The organism is Nocardioides sp. (assembly GCF_036401255.1).
Classification (GTDB): Bacteria; Actinomycetota; Actinomycetes; order Propionibacteriales; family Nocardioidaceae; genus Nocardioides.
On sequence record NZ_DASWVI010000349.1, the window covers coordinates 1 to 2,562 of the forward strand.

Annotated in this window: 2 protein-coding genes; both read right to left on the minus strand. The window is 74.3% G+C overall.

The window, feature by feature from the left end; genetic code table 11:
* A partial coding sequence (locus tag VGD85_RS16170) for an FAD-binding oxidoreductase (protein ID WP_331064462.1) occupies nucleotides 1-1,809 on the minus strand: 1,809 nt, incomplete at its 3' end.
* On the minus strand, nucleotides 1,806-2,562 hold a 757-nt coding region (locus VGD85_RS16175; protein ID WP_331064463.1), incomplete at its 5' end, for an SDR family oxidoreductase. The genes VGD85_RS16170 and VGD85_RS16175, both read right to left, overlap by 4 nt.

Below are 2,562 nucleotides of genomic sequence, written 5' to 3' on the forward strand. Positions count from 1 at the left end.
GAACAGCAGCCGCGCCCGGCCGCGCGTGGAGTGCTGCTCCTCGCGGGTCGCCTGGTACGACGGGCACATCACGGTCCCCCCGTCGTGGGTGAGCTGGCGGCACTTGCCGACGCCGACGCAGCGGTTGGCGGCCTGGGCGAAGGAGTGCCCGTCCTCGGGGTAGCCGAAGGCCAGCGGCAGCATCCGCCGCGGCTCCCAGCGACCGCCCAGCCGCAGGTGGGAGTCCAGTGGCGCCGGGTGGACGACCTTGCCCGGGTTCATCAGGTCGTCGGGGTCGAAGAGCGCCTTGACCTCCTCGAACAGTGCGACCACCTCCGCGCCGAACATCCGCGGCAGCAGCTCCCCGCGGGACTGCCCGTCGCCGTGCTCGCCGGACAGGGAGCCGCCGTACGACACGACCAGGTCGGCCGCGCGCTCCATGAACCGCCGGTAGGTCGCCACGCCCTCGGTCGTGTAGAGGTCGAACGGGATCCGGGTGTGCACGCAGCCCTGCCCGAAGTGGCCGTAGAGGCTCGGCCCGACGTCGCTGGCGTAGCCGAACTCCTCGTAGAGGCGGCGCACGTCGCGCAGGTAGTCCCCGAGCCGGTCGACGGGGACCGCCGCGTCCTCCCAGCCCTCGAACGTGTCCGGACGATGCGGCACGTGCGCGGTCGCGCCGAGCCCGGACTCGCGCACGAGCCACAGCTCGTGCTCGCGGTCGGGGTCGTCGTAGAACGCGACGCTCGGGGCGTGGTCGGTCCTGCCCAGCGCCGCGAGCATCGCCTCCGCGCGGCGGTCCGCCTCGTCGGTGTCCGCGCCGCCCATCTGGGCCATGAGGAACCCACTGCCCTGCGGCAGCATGCCCAGCGCCTCGGGGTTCATCCCCTTGAGCTGCTGGTCGCGCAACAGGAAGTCGTCGACGCCCTCGAGCGCGATCGGCTCGTGCTCGACGACCGCCGGCACGGCGTCCGCCGCCTCGGCGATGCCCGGATAGCCGAGCACCACCAGCGTGCGGGCCGCCACCACCGGCACCAGCTCCAGCTCGGCGCGCAACACCGTCACCAGCGTCGCCTCGCTGCCGACCAGGAGGCCGGCCACGTCGAAGCCGTGCTCGGGCAGCAGCGAGTCCAGGTTGTAGCCGGACACCCGGCGCGGGATGTCGGGATAGCGCTCCCGGATCAGGTCGGCGTGGTCGTCGCGGAGCCGGCGCAGCCGCCGGTGGATCTCGCCGACCCGGCCGGGCTGCGCCGCGGCCTCGGCGTACTGCTCGTCGTCGAGGCGGCGGGCGACGAACCGGGTGCCGTCGTGGAGCAGCACCTCCAGCGACACGATGTTGTCGACGACCTTGCCGGTGCGCTGCGCGGTCGCGCCGCAGGAGTTGTTGCCGATCATCCCGCCGAGCGTGCAGTTGGGGTGGGTCGCCGGCTCCGGGCCGAAGCGCAGCCCGGTCGGCGCGAGCTGCCGGTTGAGGTCGTCGAGCACGATGCCCGGCTCGACCAGGCAGCGCCGGCCGGCCGCGTCCACCGAGAGCAGCCGGTGGCAGTGCCGGGAGAAGTCGATGACGACCGCGGCGTTGGTGCACTGGCCGGCCAGGCTGGTGCCGCCACCGCGGGAGACGACCGGCAGGTCCAGCTCGTGGCAGACCGCGACCGCCTCCACCGCCGCGTCGACGGTGCGGGGGAGCACGACGCCGAGCGGCACCTGGCGGAAGTTGGAGGCGTCGGTGGAGTACGCCGCCCGGCTGCCCGGGTCGAAGCGGACCTCGCCGTCGACGCGCTCGGTGAGCGTGACCGCCGCCCGGCCCAGGTCGGGGACGGCGGTCGCGGTCACGACGCCCGCCTGCGCGTGAGGACGCCCGCGAGGGCGACGGCCCCGGCGGCGGCCAGCAGCCCGTGGTGCTGGGAGGCCCACACCTGCGGGGAGCGGCGGTGCGCGCGGGCGTCGAAGTCGCCGTGGGCGCCGAAGTCCGCGCCGCCGGCGCCGTCGGCCGGCTCCCACAGGTTCTCCGGCTGCTCGGGGTCGCGCGGCTGCGGGGTCTGCTGGCTCGAGAAGCCGGTGCGAGCCAGGTAGCGGTCCAGCAGCCCCGGGGCGACGGCGTTCGCGAGCAGCGTGAGCGCGGTCGTCTCGCCGACCCAGTACTCCCGGCGGCGCGGGTGGTCGGCGGCGTACACGACCGCGTCGGCGGCGAGCTCGGGCTGGTAGATCGGCGGCACCGGCTGCGCGTGCCGCGGCAGCCGGGAGAGCACCCAGTCGAACTGCGGGGTGTTGACCGCCGGCATCTGCACCATCGTCACGCGGACGCCGCTGCCGTCGTGGAGCAGCTCGGTGCGCAGCGCCTCGTTGAAGCCCTGGATCGCGTGCTTGGCGCCGCAGTACGCCGACTGCAGCGGGATGCCCCGGTAGGCCAGCGCCGAGCCCACCTGGACGATCGCGCCGCGGTCGCGAGGCGCCATCACCTGCAGCGCGCTGCGGGTGCCGTTGACGTAGCCGAGGTAGCTGACCTCGGTCACCCGGGCGAACTCCTCGGGCTCGATGTCGGTGAACCGTGCGAACACGGACGTGAACGCGACGTTGACCCACACC